This is a genomic window from Providencia sp. PROV048, from assembly GCF_033688165.1.
Taxonomy (GTDB): Bacteria; Pseudomonadota; Gammaproteobacteria; order Enterobacterales; family Enterobacteriaceae; genus Providencia; species Providencia hangzhouensis.
The window spans coordinates 902514-917900 of sequence record NZ_CP096360.1 but is presented as its reverse complement, the minus strand read 5'-3'; the positions used below and the strand labels follow the sequence as shown (position 1 = coordinate 917900).

The following is a 15387-nucleotide window of genomic DNA, read 5'->3' as shown; positions in this document are numbered from 1 at the left end:
AGTCCTTAATAATTCCAGTTTACAGAGAAAGCAAAAGTGGCAGGGTCGGTTCTAAAACCATCAGGTTTAGAGAAGGGAGTACCGATAGATAAGTCATAACTCAAATTGGCAGGGGTTATTGCCCCACGTAGGCCAATCGCCCCACCCGCAAGGTGAGTCCCTAGATTCTGGTTAGCCCAACGCCCACTGATTTTGCCGTAATCAGCGCCAACGTAGAGCTCTTGAGCCGGAATAGGCAGTGACCATGATAAGGTGTTACGAAGTGTCCAGCCTTCATCCGCACTGAGTGTACGCTCACCATCAAAGCCGCGCACCGTCCAGCGGTTACCAATACTAAATTGATCTTGAGGCGTTAAGGGACGGTCGCTTATTTGACGCGAATACTGGGTATCAAAACGCAACGATTGTTCGGCTACTGTAAAAGGAATGCTAGCTGATGCGTTAAACTGCATCACTATCGCGAGGGCTGTCGCATAATCTTGAGAGTCTTTACGACGAAACTCTTCAAAAGCAGGCATAGCGCCAAACCAACGCGTCCCGTGTTGGTAACTTGCCCCCACATTAATGGTTGATTGCCCCACATACTGGCGATGGTTTAGACCTAACTTCCACGCTGTAGTGCGCCGTTTTTGATTTTCAATTTCAGTGTTTTGCACAAAGTTACGGGTTTCGCGCAAATTCAGATCATAGGTCGCGGTGGTTTTCGCTGTGGCATCACGGTAAAGCACATTGCTCAGTTGCAAATTCAAGCTTTTACTTTTACCGCGATATTCAATATCACTATTTGCACCAGCAATAGTTTGAGTGTATTCATAATCACTCGCGGTGGTGGCAAACTGCCAATAACCAAATGGCACCGAGTAGTGCGCGCTGTAGTTGGTGGTGTCTTTATCGCTAGAAAAGCTTAAATCGCGAGTCGCTGTAAGATAGAAAAGATCGCTGAGAGAAGTCGGGTTATCCAATGCAAGCATCACGCCCGCTTGGTTTTTACCGGTACTTTTTGAACCCGTATTATCCACCCACGCGCCCGCATGCCAATAGCGTGATTGCTGACGGTTGATCACAATTTGGGTTTCACCCGGGCCATCACCGGGGATCATTTCCATCGATGCTTGTACAGTTGGCAAACGTTGTAGGTTTTCTAAGCCTTGCTCAATATCCCTCAAATCCAATAAATTACCTGAATGGGCTGGCATTGCGGTATACAGCGTACTGTATTGTGATGAGTCATCAGTAAAAATGACTTTTTGTACTTTGCCTGGCATGACAACTAATTGCAGAACGCCTGTTGATAAATCTTGTTCAGGAACCAATACACGACTGGTGATTCAGCCGTGGCTAATCAGCCGATTTTGTACGTCAGTGACTAATAAATTGATGCCATCAACACCAATACAATGACCAACAGCCTGACCCGCTAGCCTTTCGATAGGTACCCAATGTGGGAAAGTATCTTGTCCACTGACAATAACCTGCTCAATTAAAAAACAAGGGGTCTCTTGCGGAAATTGCAGACGTGTTTTTGCAATGGAGGCAGATAAGTTCACATCGGGAGATTTTGCATCAAACTGCTGTTGTAACGTTTGTTGCTGATGCGTTTGACGATTGAACAAGTTATCTGTGTTATCTGGTTTCAATAATGACGCTTTTGCAAGAGCAGGAAAACAAAAGGCAAAACAAATTGATCCGTTCAGTAAGGTACGTATATTAAGCATTAGTTTTTTTTAATAATTTGGATTTAGATTAAGTTAATATACGCAACTTTACATACTTTTTCTTAAATAACAATCCAATTGCTTCGCATTTTTTGTTAATTGTCTACTTAATTTTAAAATAACCAATCACTTTCAATAAAAATAAAATAATCTTATATATCAGTTGATTACAAAAATAAAAACAAGTTTAACTTGTAGGGAATCTTTTATTCAAGCCAAATAAACATCAAAAATGTACCTTAAGGCGTAATTTTTAGTGACTAAAAATCAAATAGTTGTAGTGCTCTCTCCCTTATAAAGAGTAAAGAAAATCTAACCAATTACATTTGAAATAAATTATTACAACTTTATAAAAAAGAAGGTAGGAAAGATCGGTAATTAGGGCATACCGACGCCCTAATTACCCATTGATGAGAAGAGGTGAGCGGCTAACTATTGCTAATATTAAGTTTCAACGCAGCAGCTATCGCAAGTGGCGAAAAAGTAATACTGGCGGCAAACAGCGCTGCGAGAATGGCAAAATAGCCATCTAGCGGCATTTTAAAGCTATGCGCCTCCATTGTACCTGTTGCATAGATAAGCACAGGAATATACAGCGGTAAAACTAGCAGGCTGACTAAAACGCCACCTTTTTTTAAAGAAACCGTTAATGCCGCACCTATCGCGCCAATAAAGCTTAATACTGGCGTCCCCAGTAATAACGTACCGGCTAGCACCAATAGCGTATCTGCGCTAAAAGACAACATTAATGCAGCAACAGGGGATAGCAAGATCAAGGGCAGCCCAGTGACTAACCAGTGTGCAATGACTTTAGCAAAAACGGTAATAAATAAGGGATGTGGGGCCAAAAGTAGCTGTTCAAGGGAACCATCGAGGTAATCATCCTTAAATAAGCGCTCTAGCGATAACAGCGAAGACAAAATAGCGGCAACCCAAAATACCCCGACCGCAATACGTGCTAATAACTGAGGTTCAGGACCAATACTAAGAGGAAATAGTGTGATAACAATTAAGAAAAACCACAACGGGTTAACCAATTCAGAAAAACCACGAAAAGCAATTTTAAGTTCTCTTTTAATTAATAACCAAAACATGTTTCAACCCCACCCGTCAGTTTTAGTGAGCCAAATTGCCCTGACATCGCTTGGTGAGAGGTAAACAAAATAATCCCCCCTTGCTCTGCATGTTGATGAAAACGTTCTGTTAAACGCGCCACTCCCGCAACATCAATTGCAGTAAAAGGCTCGTCAAGTACCCACAGAGAGGCTTCGCTTAGCCATAACCTCGCTAAATTAACACGCCGCTGTTGGCCCGCAGACAATTGACTTACAGGGATATCTTCATAACCAATTAGCGAAACTTCCTCTAAAGCGGCCCAAATACGGTCACCTTCACTGCTTTTATTATGCATTCGGTAATAAAATTTGAGGTTTTCATACGGGGTCAATAATGATTTCACTGCGGGTTTGTGCCCTAAATAAAGTAGATGACGCGTAAACTCTTCTTTCAGTTTTTCAATCGATTGATTATTCCAACAAACCGCACCCTCATCAGGTTTTAATAGCCCCGCCATCATGCGTAACAAGGTGGTTTTCCCCGCACCATTAGGCCCTTCAACTTGCAAGATCTCACTGGGCTGAACGGTAAAATTTAGCTGGTGAAATAGAACCCTATTTTGCCGAAGGCAACTCACATCTTGAGCACTTAGCATGCAGCACAATTCCTGTTGTTTTTATTTTAAAGGTTAGCTTTTTGCAACTTTGTTCAACAGCATATCACTAATCGAGTCGCTCGATATTGCTTCACCGCAAAGCACTTGCATCAAAACCTCTGAACCTAGCGTAGATAATGAAAACAACATATCAGGCTTAAGTAAGCGAACTTTATCCATATTGCTTTCTTGGTTAATTAACACCACGGTTTTTACCGAGCTACCTTCCCCTGCTTGCTCTTTCACTCCCAATAAAGCGAAAGTACTGAGCGAATCGCTATCTGTCATCACTAACACACACTTTGCATGTTTAACATTAGCTGCGGCGAGCAATTCGGAACTGGTTGGGTCACCGGTCACAATATTATCCTTTTCAGGGTAATGGCTGCGATGGTTTTCTTGGCAAATCACGGCCACCGGCAGTTCTCGGTTTTTCAGCCCTTGATAGACATTGACGGCCATTGGTGTGCTACCAATCACCACATAATGATTTTTCATATAAGAAAACCTCTTACGCACGATTTCTTTCGTGCCTTTCGCTAACACCCCAACAATATAAACCACTGAAGTGGTAAAAATTGTGATCCCTAAAATAATCACCGTCACCGTGAATACACGCGCATCAACCGTAACCGGGACAATGTCACCAAACCCGACCGTTGTCATGCAGACTAAAGCAAAATAAAAGGCCGTTGTGCCGTCTTTAACGACTGGTGAAAACTCATCACCAATATATAAAGTACCAAAAATGGAATACAGCAATAATGCAATAATACAGGTTATTGCCACAAACCCGGCACTGGTTAAGCTATGGTGATGATATAGCTTCCAAAAAAGGCACAAAGCAACCAATAAAAAGAGGGAAAAATAACCTTGATGTATGTTTTCTTGTGTTAACCTCAGGTCAACAAATGAAATAATCCCAAGTAAAAATAGTGAAAACACCCAAGCGATACGGGCTCCGTTAACCATAAATAGCGATAGGAAAATCAGTGAAATTCCCAATAAAAATCGCGGGATATCCAGCAATTTCATAAAACCCAGCGATTTCAACCACTGTGTTAGCCCAGACTCACGCCAATCAATATAGTCGGTGTAAGCGCTTAACACGGGTTTTAAAATCATTGCGCCATCAATAATAATTAGCAATGAAAGAAGCACCCTAATTGATAGGGGTGATTTCAAAAAAGCCACAAATGAGTTATCTAACATGTATTGCTCTCACCCTTCACGCAGTGCATTCACCAAATTTTCTTATATACCATAAATAGGTCAAAGGATAGTATCAATGGCGTAAAGACGATAACAAATGCACGAGCTATTTTACTATTTTGGCTAATAGCGAGCCAAACATCGTCTATAATGGAATATCACGAAAACTGCCATAAACATCAAACATGTTCTTTGAAAAAACTTGAATAAACATAACATTACAGAATGATTAAGAAATTATTAATTATAAAGAATATATTTTGGAACTTAAACTACGTCTTTATATCTAAAAATCGATTTCTCAATTATTTTTCAATTCGACTTAACAATAATAGAAAACAAGAGTTTAAAAACCTATGGGTAACACTACACACTCGGAAAAATTTAGCTGGGCCTCACTGTTCTGGTTACTGATCTACTTTTGGTATTTTTCATCCCTATTACAACTGTATGTGCTAGTAACAGGGCAAAGTAATTCTATTGGCCTAAGAGATTCACTACTCTATAGCTCTCTTTGGTTGGTTCCTGCCTTACTATTTCCTAAAAAAATTAAGCTAGTTGCAGGGCTGATTGGGATTGTTTTATGGCTTTCTTCGGTTGTTGCTCTCGCTTATTTTGTGGTTTATGGGCATCAAATATCCCAAAGTGTCATGTTTGTGATGTTTGAAACCAATACCAATGAAGCAGGCGAATTCCTTAAGCAATATTTTAGCTTCGAAGTGTTAGGTGTCATACTCGCCTACACTGTCGTTGCAATCTTCCTTTGGACACGCCTAAAACCAGTCACATTACCAAAACCAGGACGCATCGGTATTTCGTTGCTGATTTTAGTTATTTTGTTCGGAATTCCTTATTATAACAAAGGCATTAAACAAGACCGACCAATAGCTAATGTCGCGTCTTATTTAAATAGTAAACTCGCCTATGCTGCACCATGGCAGTTTGTGAGTGGTTACCTTTTATATAAAAACCAGCTGGCAAACATGGAGGAGTTAATCCGCGACAACAGTAAAATTCCACCATTAGAAAACTTCGTCGATGCAAACGGTGACACTCCCCGCACATTTGTGTTGGTGATTGGTGAGTCCACTAGCCGAGATAGGATGAGTCTATATGGCTATTCGCGCCCAACTACCCCTGAGTTAGATGAGCTAGCTAACGATTATCCTGCTAATTTATCCGTATTCAATGATGTTGTGACATCGCGACCTTATACTATTGAAGCACTACAGCAAATTCTGACGTTTGCGACACAAACAGAGCCTGAACTTTTCAATTCACGCCCTTCTATCATGAACATGATGAAGCAAGCAGGTTTTAAAACGTTTTGGATCACTAACCAGCAGACAATGACTGAGCGTAATACCTTGTTAACGGCGTTCTCTCGCCAAACAGATAAGCAATATTATTTGAACAATGACATGGCGCAAAGCTCACGTATTTATGATGACGTGGTTTTTTCTCCATTCAAGGAAGCGCTTGCAGACCCTGCAGAAAAGAAATTTATTGTTGTTCATCTGTTAGGGACACATATGCGCTATGAATTCCGTTACCCGGAAGATAAAGCTATTTTCAAAGATAAAGACAGCGTGGTTCCTGCTAATCTAAATGATGACGAAGTAAAAGATTATAACGCTTATGATAACGCGCAATATTATAACGACTATGTTGTTTCAACATTAATCAAGGACTTTGATTCTTCAAAAGAAAATGGTTTTTTGGTATTTTTCTCAGACCACGGTGAAGATGTTTATGATACCCCGCCCCATGAAATGTTAGGCCGCAGTGAAGGTAAGCCAAGTAGGATTATTTATAATGTACCTTTCCTTGTTTGGCAATCACCTGAGTGGTTAGCGACACATCAATTTGATTTAAATGATAAAACAGCCCGACCATTCAGTAATATGGACTTTATCTATGCGTGGTCTGATTTAGCAGGTTTAAACTATACCGGGTTTGAACCCGAAAAAAGCCTGTTTAATGAGGCATTTAAGCCTCAGCCTCGTTATATTGGTGACCCAGATAATAAATCCTCATTAATGCTTTATGATGATTTAAAACAATAATTAGGTCTCTGTCGGTGAAATGTTATCTGCATTTCACCGACTTATTCATTTAAGCTATAACTTTCAGATGCTGTGTACCCTTGCGGTTTATTTTACCATCCCGCAAAATAAACGTGACTTCACCACGCCAAAACTCAGCTAAAAAAATATCGTTTATTGATTCAATACCTTGTAATTCAATTTGTTGCATTAACCAAGCCTCATCCCTTTCAATGGATTCCAAATCATAGTTTCTAATAACCCCTTCCTTTATCAGGATCACTGATGGCATATTTTTTTCATCACAAATAATAGTTAGCTGCCCATCAGGTTCTATTTGTGCATAATAAATTTCTTGAAAGGAATGAATGCCTTGTTCATGAATTCGAGATGAAATATTGATAAGATCTATCTTATTAGCCTTCTCTAAAATATTTTCCATTATAAATTGGCCTTTTTTAATAATGGGTATGGGATTACCAATCGCCACATTACGAAAAAAGTTAAATTTTTTCGTTAAAAAGTTCAAAATACTAATAAACAAGACGCCGATAATTAAAATAGTCACATATTGATACAGTGGGATAGTATCGCTGTAAATCACCCCACCAATAATGCCCCCTAAGACAAAATTACCAATAAAATCAATAGGAGTCATTTGGGAAAGCTGTGTTTTCCCCGATAGATTCATATGAGTGATAACAATGGCAAAACCGATAATAAATTTTAAAATAATCAACGAATAATAGTACGCCATAATGCTATTCCTTTATTTTCTAAGCCATACATTTGTTTTCATTATTTATTTAATAATAAGTTTAATCAGTTTAGCTTGATTCTCTATCTTTTATAACTCTATAGCATGGAACAAGAGATGACTTTCCAAAAAAAAGCATTCACTTGAGTTTACAATCAAAAAAATATAACGATTTCAGTTTTTTACCTAATTATTTTATAACTCACTTAATTTCAACTATAGTTAAATATACACATTGGCGATTATGCCAATATCGAGCTTCAATAACATTTTTACCAGCATCGTGCTAAGGATATGTTTATGAATATAAAACTCATCACTTCACTTCTTTTCGCGGGAATTGTTACAGTTATCGTAGGTTGTGATGACTCATCCAAACCAAGTGACACCGTTAAACAAGCTGAAGAAAAAGCCCAGCAATTAAAAGAAGATGGTGAACAAAAAGCTGATGAATTAACGAAAGATGCGCAAAATAAAGCTGAAGAGTTAAAACAAAATGCGTCAGAACTGAGCCAAGAAGTTAAAACGGATGCGATTAATAAAGCTGACGAAGTCGCAACCGATATGAAAGAAAAAACGGAATCGCTCAAAGCAGAAAATGACGCAGAAACCAATAAAAAATAATTTTCCGCTCAGTTCCCTTCAAGAATGTGGGCTTTAAATGCCTGCATTCTTATTTGGTGCAAAAAAACAACAAAACCCACCTAACTCTTTCTCCATTCCACGATATAATTATGTTTCTTATTCGCTAGCTACCAGGAAAACTAATGCAAATTAAACATAGCATGGGGTACACAAACCCAGAACTCCTTACTGATGCTTTCAACCTGCGCCAACAAGTTTTTACTCAAGAACAGGGGTTTCCCGCTGATATCGATGTCGATGAATATGATGAGTCCGCATTACATGTCGTTTTGTATTTAGATGGGCAGCCAGCTGCGGTATTACGTTGTGTGCTACTTGACGATAACCTCATCAAAGTAGGCCGCGTAGCAGTTCAAAAAACACATCGCGGTAAAGGACTTGGACGTGAATTAATGACATTTGTAGAGCAATATGGTCGTTCCCATCATTACAGTAAGATCACACTCTCTGCACAACATACTGCCATTAATTTTTACCATACTCTTGGATATCAAATAGAAGGTGAAATGTATGATGAAGAGGGAATGGACCACATTTACATGACATTATCTTTAGAGCAATAATTGCCCTTGAATTAAATTTTCTTACCTCTATATTGATATAAGGTCAATATTCAATCAAGTCGAGGTGAATGATGGCAAATGGCTGGGCAAATGAAGATGCGGTTCAAGAACAAATTGATGCCACTCTTGATGATGCGGTAGCGAAAGCGCGTCGCCAATTACACTCCGGTGAAAGCGCTGAGTTTTGCGAGGAATGTGGGGCGGCTATTCCTGAGGCTCGCCGTTTAGCATTATCGGGTGTTAAATTCTGCATTAACTGCCAAAATGAATTAGATAAAAAACAATCTGCATTTAGTGGCTACAACCGGCGTGGCAGTAAGGATAGTCAATTACGCTAATTACATTTTCCTTCCAATTTATCTGTCGTTTTTACTTATCTAGTCCTCACTTTCACTCATTGACGTTAACTTATTGGTAAAACATGTAAATATTACATTGTTAATTATTAATTAAATGATAATTAACATGATATTTCCATACTCATCTTAATCTTATTTCCCCGTTTATATTGATCATTCATCCATATCATGGCAGTATAACCGCCTATTTTTTAACTGATGAGGGTAAGAAAAGCTCGGATTTTTATTACTATATTAGGCAGTTTAGTCTGTCATCAACACCATATTATTGTTCTTTCTATTTCGTTTCCTTAGGGAACTTTTTCATCATTATTCACTGTTTCATAAAGAAGGACAGCTCGCTGCATACTTTGTCGATATCGGTATGCCAAAAATAAAATAAAACAAAAGAAGGTTGTTATGAGTCAAATTGATACTGATTCTAAAAAAATTCGTTCTAAAATAAGTCCCCCTGTGTTTTATAGCTCTGCCGTCATTATTCTGGTTATTGTCGGCTTTGCCGCTTTAATGCCAAAAGTCGCAGAATCTCATCTAAGTCATCTTCAACAAAATTTATTTAATAACGCTAGCTGGTTCTATATTCTTGCTGTCGCTATTGTTCTTCTGAGTGTGACTTATCTGGGACTCTCTCGTTATGGGCAAATAAAATTGGGGCCAGACCATGCCCAACCTAATTTTAGCTATGTGTCATGGTTTGCTATGCTTTTCTCCGCTGGTATGGGAATTGGGCTCATGTTTTTTGGGGTAGCTGAACCTGTAATGCATTACCTCAATCCGCCAGTCGGTGAACCACAAACCGTTGAAGCTGCTAAAGAAGCGATGCGTTTAACTTTCTTCCATTGGGGGTTACATGCTTGGGCTATCTATGCCATTGTCGCATTAATTTTAGCATTTTTTAGTTATCGTCATGGCCTCCCGCTGACCTTACGTTCCGCTCTGTATCCTATTATAGGGGAGCGTATTTATGGCCCTATTGGCCATGCAGTTGATGTGTTTGCTGTTGTTGGTACCGTATTTGGTGTCGCGACCTCATTAGGGTTTGGCGTATTACAGGTCAATGCTGGGATGAACCATTTATTTGGTTTACCCGTTAATGAAATGGTACAAGTCGGGTTAATTATTGCTTTTACTGGTTTAGCGACTATTTCTGTCGTCTCAGGATTAGATAAAGGGATCCGTATTTTATCCGAGCTAAACCTTGGCTTAGCATTTCTATTATTACTCCTTGTGGTTATTTTAGGTCCTACTGTATTACTATTAAAATCTTTTGTAGAAAATACGGGCGGTTATTTATCTGAAATAGTTAGTAAAACGTTTAATCTTTACGCCTATGAACCCAAATCAAGCAGTTGGTTAGGTGGTTGGACGCTACTGTACTGGGGATGGTGGTTATCCTGGTCGCCATTTGTCGGTATGTTTATTGCCCGTATCTCTCGCGGCCGTAGCATTCGTGAATTTGTTATGGGAGTACTATTTGTCCCCGCAGGTTTCACATTGATGTGGATGACATTCTTCGGTAACACAGCGATTGACCTGATTAAAAATAAAGGTGCAACACTATTAGCTGAAACCGTTCAAGCAGACGTGTCTCTCGCTTTGTTTGAATTCCTTAATTATTTCCCGTTCTCATCAGTTTTATCTTTTTTTGCTATGTTGATGGTTATCGTATTCTTTGTGACCTCAGCTGACTCAGGTGCAATGGTTGTTGATACACTAGCCTCTGGCGGCGATTCCAACACGCCAGTTTGGCAACGTATCTTTTGGGCAGGTTTAATGGGTGTTGTTGCCATTACAATGTTATTAGCCGGTGGATTGCAAGCCTTGCAAACACTGACTATTGCTAGCGCACTTCCATTTGCAATCGTACTATTAATTTCTATTTATGGGTTATTTAAAGCGTTACGCGTTGATGCCTATAAACGCGATAGCCAGCAATTAGCAACGATTGCTCCTACAGCGAGCCGTAACCCTATTCCATGGCAACGACGTTTACGTAACATTGTCTATTTCCCTAAACGTGCACATGTTAAACGCTTTATGGAAGAATCTGTGAAGCCATCGATGGAAATGGTCTCTGAAGAACTGGCTAAGCAAGGTACGGTATGCCATATCCATACCGATAAAGATGACCGAATAGGTTTTGAGGTCGATTTAGGCGACGATATGAACTTTTTATACGAAGTTCGCCTTCGTTACTATATTCAACCATCATTTGCGTTATCGGGTATGGGGACTGAAACAGATGAAGAAAAGAGCGAAGAACAACGCTACTATCGCGCTGAAATTCACTTAAAAGAAGGTGGGCAAGATTATGACGTGATGGGCTGGGCAAAAGAGCAGATCATTCACGATATCCTAGACCAATATGAAAAACACATTCATTTCTTACACTTATTAGGCAAGTAGTCCAAAAAAGAAGCATCACCTAAAATGTGTCGAATAAGAATTCACAGGCGGCTAAAATTATAGCCGCCTGTGTTTATTCAATTATCTATTAATGCGATAGAATCCTATTTTATGACATTTGCATTTTTGATAATAAATTACTTACGCTAGCTAAGTCTTCAGGATGAACTTTTAAATATTTTTCACAAGCTAATCTGGCATAGTAGAAGAAAGTTTTATCCCTCAAATAGACAGACATGACAAAATGTCTTTTTCCTAATTGATTCGGTTACCATCCGCGTTGACTTGGTTGGTTAAATCGTTAATCACCACAAAACAGGTTTATGTTTTTCTACGATTTCAGTGTGTTTTCGCATTCAATCCCAGTGTTGCTAAAAACGCGCTGAGGCGGTTTTATGATGTCTAACGGGTGTTTTAGACACTAAGTTCGCCTGTTTAACATAATAGGCCTTATGATAATCAATGAACACGAAGTTAAATGTATCCATTTAATTCTCTTTCATTTATGATTTAAGTTTGACTTAAGGATAAGGTAAGAAATTGTATGCAGTGTGGGGATTTAGAGTGGTTTTACTGTCATAACGGTCAAATCATCGATGCAAATAAAGCCCAAAAAAAACGGTTCGCTATCTTTGAAAAAATAAAACGTGAGCTTCAGAATGCACATAATCGTTCAAAAGATTGCTTACCCCCGACAGGATTAGATGAATCGATTTATTATCGGTGTGAAGGTAATCCCCCAACTGTTGATAATGCGTTAAATAATCCCTGGGTGAAAAGAGTCGAAGATTTCGGTGTGACATCCGCTAAGGGTGTCAAAAGAATAGAAGATACCGCTGCGTATCTTGGTGTTTTGCCCCCTCCGTTGATGGGAATGAACTTTCTGCTTAAATCTCGAATTTCTAGAAATCCTCGAGTCATGCAAGAAAATATTGAGGCGATTTATTTATTACGATTTATTAATGACCCCTATGAGAATCTTTCTGAGGTCGTCAATATTATTATTGACTCAATCGTTAACCAAATGCCACCAACGCGAAAACAAAAATTATCTGATTATATTCAAATGGTAAAGACGCAATCTAATCAAAATCAAATAATTAACTTTGAAGATAGATTTAATGTCAAACGGGACATAGATGTAGGAGTTAAAAATTTTGCTATCGGCGTTGGCGCTGAAGTTATGACCGAATCGAAAATTCGTAATTTTATTGTCACCGCGATAATCACTCGGATTGTTGCCGCGATTGTTTCAAAGCATCGATCTTTTTTTAAACCGTTCGGCGGTCCTAAGAAGGTGATAAGTCGAGCCGTTATCGTGGCAACGATTATATACAGTTATGGAACGATTGAGAAAATGTCTGAAGCGGCCAGAAGGCTAAAAAATAAAAATCGCGCCGTCTATGACGCAATGGATAAGAGTCAAATCACCATGGCATATTATTTTGTTGAAGAGGAATTAAGCCCGTTAATCACATTGGCAGCTAGCCCAAGCAATGCCGCGAGTGATGATGCTTTTGTTGCTGAAATTCGCCATTTAATCAACAAGTATAAAAATTAAAAGACGCTATCATCGGAGATACTGTAGCCCGATGTGCCCGCCATTATTTGAGCGGTTGTAATATCACGATATCGAATCGTCAGCCGCTCTTCAGGCTCAATATCATTACGTAAAATATTGTTTGGACATTGGTGTGAGTAGTCAACAATAGAGGCCTCGTTTAATTTTACCGTGAAATATTTTTCAATTCCGCCATTTTGAGCTGTGCGATAGTAATCGAAAACCAGATTGAGGATTTCATTATTTGAAACGGCAATTAACAATAACGGCGATGATTTATCTATCAGTTTGGTGAATTCTACGGGTTGATGCGACAAGTTTTGAGCTCGAGATACGGAAAAGTTTAATTCGGTGACAAAAATCGAGTCTTCTTTCCCTATTTGAAAACGGTTTCCGATTGAATCCAGAGTTCCACAACCACGTGATATCAACCCTTGTTGTTTCCCTTCTAATGTGAGATAGATTAAATTAGCCATTAATAAGTCCATTTGTAGGTAAATTTTGGTTATGTTAAACAATAAATTCGTAGTCGTCACCTTATTCTTAGTCTTATGCAACCCTGTATTGGCTCATGCTGAATCCGAGGTTAAATGCATCCCCGAAGAAATGAACTTTGTAGCCTGTGAGACCTTGGCTCAAAAAGGGGATGACGATGCCTTAGTTATGGTGGGGCGTTTTTATGAAACGGGCACTGGTGTGAAAAAAAATCTCGAAAAGGCAGAAGAAATTTATCAGCAACTTGCGGATAAAAACAGTGCGAGAGGGACTAATCTGTTAGCTATGCTCAAAGAAGATCAAGGAAAAAAAGAAGAGGCTATTGAGCTTTATCTAAAAGCTGCAAAATTAGGTTCATCCTCAGCAAACAATAATTTAGGAATGTTATATGAATTAAATCATGATTATGTTAAAGCAAAAGAAATGTATGAAATAGCCATTAAAGAACATAATTCCAGTTATGCCATGATGAGTCTGGGAGATTTATATAGTGATGGTCTTGGAGGAGAAAAAAATACGGAGTTGGCTGAGAAGTGGTATAAGGAATCGATACAATCAGGTAATGATTACGCGATTACACGGCTAGGTATGTTGTATGGAAATTTAGAAAAATATGATGAAGCAATAAAATGTTATGAAATTGCCATAAAAAAAGGTGATCCTGTGGCTATGAACTCTATGGGATTATTATATAAATATGGTTTTGGCGTAAAACGCGATATCAATAAAGCGGTTGAACTTTATCAAAAATCAGCTAGCAAAGATGAATTTAGTGGATTGGTAAATCTTGGATTAATGTATGAGGAAGGACTCGGTGTACCCCAAAATTATGAAAAAGCTGTCGAATTATATCAAAGAGCTTATCAACTAGGTTATGAAGATATCCAAAAGCGCATTGATTTCTTAAATAAAAACTTCATAGAAAAAGAGTAATTAATGTCTGAGTTTAACATAAAGGTGCTAAAGCTATCCAACGCTGTGGCTCCAATTTAGTAATGTCAGCTCTGAGCTAAGTTAAGATGTCCTTCACGTAAGCTCACCATTATGGGGCTCACATGGGCGGCTTATAGGGCGAATTTTTTACATTGGAAGATGTGAAACGGCTAAATGTGATTCAAGATGCAATAGACCAACGCCTGCCTACCAAAATGGCTGCATAACGATTAAGTATATCCGCACGCCAGTGCCAGTAACAATGTCACAATGTCACAATGTCACAATGTCACAATGCGAAATATGACGAAAACAAATTGGTATTCAAAATAATTCGAGCTCTAGCAAGGCGGCAATTGAGGATAGTTTAATATCACGGCCTGAAAGTGCAATAATTTTGTCTGTGGATTGAAGGTTAGCCGACTGCAAGTCAATATCACGGGCCGCATTTAACGTAATATTACCATTTGCGATGAGTTTAAAACGCAACTTGAGCCTCGCATTATTGCCGCTGTTGCTGATTGTGATATAGAAACCGACTGCTCTGTTATTTAAATCATGTGGGAAGGACTGGTAATTTAGCTTTGAAGTCGATTTAGGCGACGATATGAACTTTTTATACGAAGTTCGCCTTCGTTACTATATTCAACCGTCATTTGCGTTATCGGGTATGGGTACTGAAACAGATGAAGAAAAAAGCGAAGAACAACGCTACTATCGCGCTGAAATTCACTTAAAAGAAGGTGGGCAAGACTACGATGTGATGGGCTGGGCAAAAGAGCAAATCATCCACGATATTCTTGATCAGTATGAAAAACATATTCATTTCTTACACTTATTGGGTAAGTAAGCCAAAAAGAGTGGGAGTGAACATTAAAGACTGAAGTTTATACAGTAATAACCGCCATCTTTATATAAAGATGGCGGTTATTTATGATACATTCCAAACTTTCGCCATGTTTTATTTTTTCGTATAGCCCATAAT

The 15387-nt window shown here is 38.8% G+C and carries 16 protein-coding genes and 1 pseudogene; 8 read left to right on the top strand and 9 right to left on the bottom strand.

Annotated features, from left to right (window positions below):
• Positions 1-5 precede the first annotated feature (5 nt).
• From M1F26_RS03915 to M1F26_RS03895, 5 genes are all read right to left on the bottom strand, one after another.
• Entirely contained in the window at positions 6-1313 is a 1308-nt protein-coding gene (locus M1F26_RS03915) for a ShlB/FhaC/HecB family hemolysin secretion/activation protein (RefSeq protein WP_233618381.1), read from the bottom strand.
• A gap of 15 nt (positions 1314-1328) precedes the next feature.
• Positions 1329-1715 (bottom strand): POTRA domain-containing protein, encoded by a 387-nt coding sequence (locus M1F26_RS03910; RefSeq protein ID WP_318836690.1) that lies wholly within the window; start codon positions 1713-1715, stop codon positions 1329-1331.
• A 428-nt stretch (positions 1716-2143) separates the two neighbouring features.
• Positions 2144-2809, bottom strand: coding sequence for a heme exporter protein CcmB (ccmB, locus tag M1F26_RS03905; protein ID WP_004914238.1), 666 nt, complete (start codon positions 2807-2809; stop codon positions 2144-2146).
• Positions 2794-3426 carry a cytochrome c biogenesis heme-transporting ATPase CcmA gene (gene ccmA, locus M1F26_RS03900; protein WP_140172147.1) on the bottom strand — a complete coding sequence of 211 codons (633 nt, stop codon included), beginning with the start codon at positions 3424-3426 and terminating at the stop codon, positions 2794-2796. The genes ccmB and ccmA overlap by 16 nt, the downstream gene beginning before the upstream one ends.
• Positions 3427-3459: 33 nt before the next feature.
• Positions 3460-4638, bottom strand: a complete 1179-nt coding sequence (locus M1F26_RS03895; protein WP_125893728.1) for an ion channel — start codon at positions 4636-4638, stop codon at positions 3460-3462.
• Between the two features lie 356 nt (positions 4639-4994).
• Between M1F26_RS03895 and cptA the strand changes: the two genes are divergently transcribed.
• Positions 4995-6704 carry a phosphoethanolamine transferase CptA gene (gene cptA, locus M1F26_RS03890; protein WP_140172146.1) on the top strand — a complete coding sequence of 570 codons (1710 nt, stop codon included), beginning with the start codon at positions 4995-4997 and terminating at the stop codon, positions 6702-6704.
• A gap of 49 nt (positions 6705-6753) precedes the next feature.
• Here cptA and M1F26_RS03885 read toward each other — a convergent pair whose 3' ends face one another.
• A complete protein-coding gene (locus tag M1F26_RS03885; protein ID WP_140172145.1) occupies positions 6754-7440 on the bottom strand; it encodes a DUF421 domain-containing protein in 687 nt (228 codons plus the stop codon).
• A gap of 300 nt (positions 7441-7740) precedes the next feature.
• Between M1F26_RS03885 and M1F26_RS03880 the strand changes: the two genes are divergently transcribed.
• The 4 genes from M1F26_RS03880 to M1F26_RS03865 all read left to right on the top strand — a co-directional run bounded on the left by M1F26_RS03880 (position 7741) and on the right by M1F26_RS03865 (position 11413).
• A complete protein-coding gene (locus tag M1F26_RS03880) occupies positions 7741-8064 on the top strand; it encodes a hypothetical protein (protein ID WP_036958543.1) in 324 nt (107 codons plus the stop codon).
• A 143-nt stretch (positions 8065-8207) separates the two neighbouring features.
• A complete protein-coding gene (locus M1F26_RS03875; RefSeq protein ID WP_140172144.1) occupies positions 8208-8648 on the top strand; it encodes a GNAT family N-acetyltransferase in 441 nt (146 codons plus the stop codon).
• Between the two features lie 71 nt (positions 8649-8719).
• The gene (locus M1F26_RS03870; protein ID WP_125893738.1) at positions 8720-8986 is read left to right on the top strand and encodes a DksA/TraR family C4-type zinc finger protein; all 267 of its coding nucleotides are present in this window, start codon (positions 8720-8722) and stop codon (positions 8984-8986) included.
• A 420-nt stretch (positions 8987-9406) separates the two neighbouring features.
• Entirely contained in the window at positions 9407-11413 is a 2007-nt protein-coding gene (locus tag M1F26_RS03865; RefSeq protein WP_140172143.1) for a BCCT family transporter, read from the top strand.
• Positions 11414-11522: 109 nt separating this feature from the next.
• Here M1F26_RS03865 and cdiI read toward each other — a convergent pair whose 3' ends face one another.
• Positions 11523-11651 carry a ribonuclease toxin immunity protein CdiI gene (gene cdiI / locus M1F26_RS19985; RefSeq protein ID WP_180359523.1) on the bottom strand — a complete coding sequence of 43 codons (129 nt, stop codon included), beginning with the start codon at positions 11649-11651 and terminating at the stop codon, positions 11523-11525.
• A gap of 306 nt (positions 11652-11957) precedes the next feature.
• On the opposite strand from cdiI, the gene M1F26_RS03860 reads away from it, so the two are divergent.
• Positions 11958-12974: a hypothetical protein gene (locus M1F26_RS03860; RefSeq protein WP_140172142.1), complete on the top strand. Its 1017-nt coding sequence runs from the start codon at positions 11958-11960 to the stop codon at positions 12972-12974.
• Here the strand turns inward: M1F26_RS03860 and M1F26_RS03855 are convergent.
• The gene (locus tag M1F26_RS03855; RefSeq protein WP_125895269.1) at positions 12971-13450 is read right to left on the bottom strand and encodes an Hcp family type VI secretion system effector; all 480 of its coding nucleotides are present in this window, start codon (positions 13448-13450) and stop codon (positions 12971-12973) included. The genes M1F26_RS03860 and M1F26_RS03855 overlap by 4 nt on opposite strands.
• 31 nt (positions 13451-13481) lie before the next feature.
• On the opposite strand from M1F26_RS03855, the gene M1F26_RS03850 reads away from it, so the two are divergent.
• Positions 13482-14402, top strand: a complete 921-nt coding sequence (locus tag M1F26_RS03850; RefSeq protein ID WP_140172141.1) for a tetratricopeptide repeat protein — start codon at positions 13482-13484, stop codon at positions 14400-14402.
• Positions 14403-14726: 324 nt separating this feature from the next.
• On the opposite strand, the gene M1F26_RS03845 is transcribed toward M1F26_RS03850, so the two are convergent.
• Positions 14727-14891, bottom strand: coding sequence for a hypothetical protein (locus tag M1F26_RS03845; RefSeq protein ID WP_180359522.1), 165 nt, complete (start codon positions 14889-14891; stop codon positions 14727-14729).
• Between the two features lie 94 nt (positions 14892-14985).
• Here M1F26_RS03845 and M1F26_RS03840 point away from each other — a divergent pair.
• Positions 14986-15252 (top strand): annotated as a pseudogene (locus M1F26_RS03840) (choline transporter); the annotation flags it as partial.
• Positions 15253-15387: the final 135 nt, after the last annotated feature.

Bases quoted from the DNA above. Each gene is read 5' to 3' on its own strand.
- M1F26_RS03910 (WP_318836690.1), bottom strand. From the start codon at position 1,715: ATGCTTAATATACGTACCTTACTGAACGGATCAATTTGTTTTGCCTTT.
- ccmB (WP_004914238.1), bottom strand. From the start codon at position 2,809: ATGTTTTGGTTATTAATTAAAAGAGAACTTAAAATTGCTTTTCGTGGT.
- ccmA (WP_140172147.1), bottom strand. From the start codon at position 3,426: ATGCTAAGTGCTCAAGATGTGAGTTGCCTTCGGCAAAATAGGGTTCTA.
- M1F26_RS03895 (WP_125893728.1), bottom strand. From the start codon at position 4,638: ATGTTAGATAACTCATTTGTGGCTTTTTTGAAATCACCCCTATCAATT.
- cptA (WP_140172146.1), top strand. From the start codon at position 4,995: ATGGGTAACACTACACACTCGGAAAAATTTAGCTGGGCCTCACTGTTC.
- M1F26_RS03885 (WP_140172145.1), bottom strand. From the start codon at position 7,440: ATGGCGTACTATTATTCGTTGATTATTTTAAAATTTATTATCGGTTTT.
- M1F26_RS03880 (WP_036958543.1), top strand. From the start codon at position 7,741: ATGAATATAAAACTCATCACTTCACTTCTTTTCGCGGGAATTGTTACA.
- M1F26_RS03875 (WP_140172144.1), top strand. From the start codon at position 8,208: ATGCAAATTAAACATAGCATGGGGTACACAAACCCAGAACTCCTTACT.
- M1F26_RS03870 (WP_125893738.1), top strand. From the start codon at position 8,720: ATGGCAAATGGCTGGGCAAATGAAGATGCGGTTCAAGAACAAATTGAT.
- M1F26_RS03865 (WP_140172143.1), top strand. From the start codon at position 9,407: ATGAGTCAAATTGATACTGATTCTAAAAAAATTCGTTCTAAAATAAGT.
- cdiI (WP_180359523.1), bottom strand. From the start codon at position 11,651: ATGTCTGTCTATTTGAGGGATAAAACTTTCTTCTACTATGCCAGATTA.
- M1F26_RS03860 (WP_140172142.1), top strand. From the start codon at position 11,958: ATGCAGTGTGGGGATTTAGAGTGGTTTTACTGTCATAACGGTCAAATC.
- M1F26_RS03855 (WP_125895269.1), bottom strand. From the start codon at position 13,450: ATGGCTAATTTAATCTATCTCACATTAGAAGGGAAACAACAAGGGTTG.
- M1F26_RS03850 (WP_140172141.1), top strand. From the start codon at position 13,482: ATGTTAAACAATAAATTCGTAGTCGTCACCTTATTCTTAGTCTTATGC.